At 61.7% G+C, this 865-nt stretch carries 1 protein-coding gene; it reads left to right on the top strand.

The window, feature by feature from the left end; translation table 11 throughout:
* Positions 1–865: type VI secretion system Vgr family protein (locus tag NCR35_RS29750; RefSeq protein ID WP_350029240.1), on the top strand; the 865-nt coding region annotated here is incomplete at both ends.

The following is an 865-nucleotide window of genomic DNA, read 5'->3' as shown; positions in this document are numbered from 1 at the left end:
GCAGCATGAGTTGGTTCGATCAGCCGCGCACGCTCGCCTTGTCGGGCCGCGCGCTGCCGCAGTGGCTCGATGAGCCGTTGCTGGTCGTCTCGCGTGTGAAAGGCAACGAGGAACTCGGGAAGCTCTATGAATACGACATCGAGCTCAGCACTGTAGAGGATGCCCACCTGCCCGTACAGCAGGCGCAGGCACTGGTCGATCTGGACGAACTCGCCGGCAAAGAGGTTACGCTCAGCATTGCCATAGAGGGCAAGGGCACGTGGGTACAAGGCGCCACGCGTGCCTCGATGCTCAACATCGGCGCAGATGTGCGCAAGATCACCGGCGTGATCGCCGAAGCGCAAGCCATCGGCGCGGACGAACGGCGCGCGTTTTATCGCTTCAAGCTGCGCCCGCGGCTTTGGATCGCGTCGCTCAACCGCGATAGCCGAACGTACCAAAACCGCGATATCAAGCAGATTTCGACGGAGATTCTCAACCGGCTGAGCATTCCGTTCGAGTTTCGGTTGAGCGGACCGTTTCTCGGCAAACGCGGCTATCCGGCGCGCGACTATCAGCGACAGTGGTGGGAGTCGGATTACGCCTTCCTCGACCGGCTCTGGCAGGAATGGGGCATCACGTACTTCTATGACGACGCGACACTCGTGTTGTGCGACTCGCCCGGGTCGTTCAAGCAGCATGGGCCGGCGTATCAAACGGTGCGCTATCTCGATCGCGGCGGCCAGCGCATCGACGAAGAGCATATCCACGCGTTCAATGTGACGCGTCGCATCACCACCGGCAAGGTGTCGCTGGTGGACTACGACTACACGCAGTCCGTCGTGAAGCTCACCGCGCAGCGCACGCAGCACAGCGAGAGCACGCA

This window comes from Caballeronia sp. AZ10_KS36 (genome assembly GCF_023631105.1).
GTDB lineage: Bacteria > Pseudomonadota > Gammaproteobacteria > Burkholderiales > Burkholderiaceae > Caballeronia.
The sequence above is the reverse complement of the archived record's forward strand: the minus strand, read 5'-3'. Positions and strand labels throughout refer to the sequence as shown.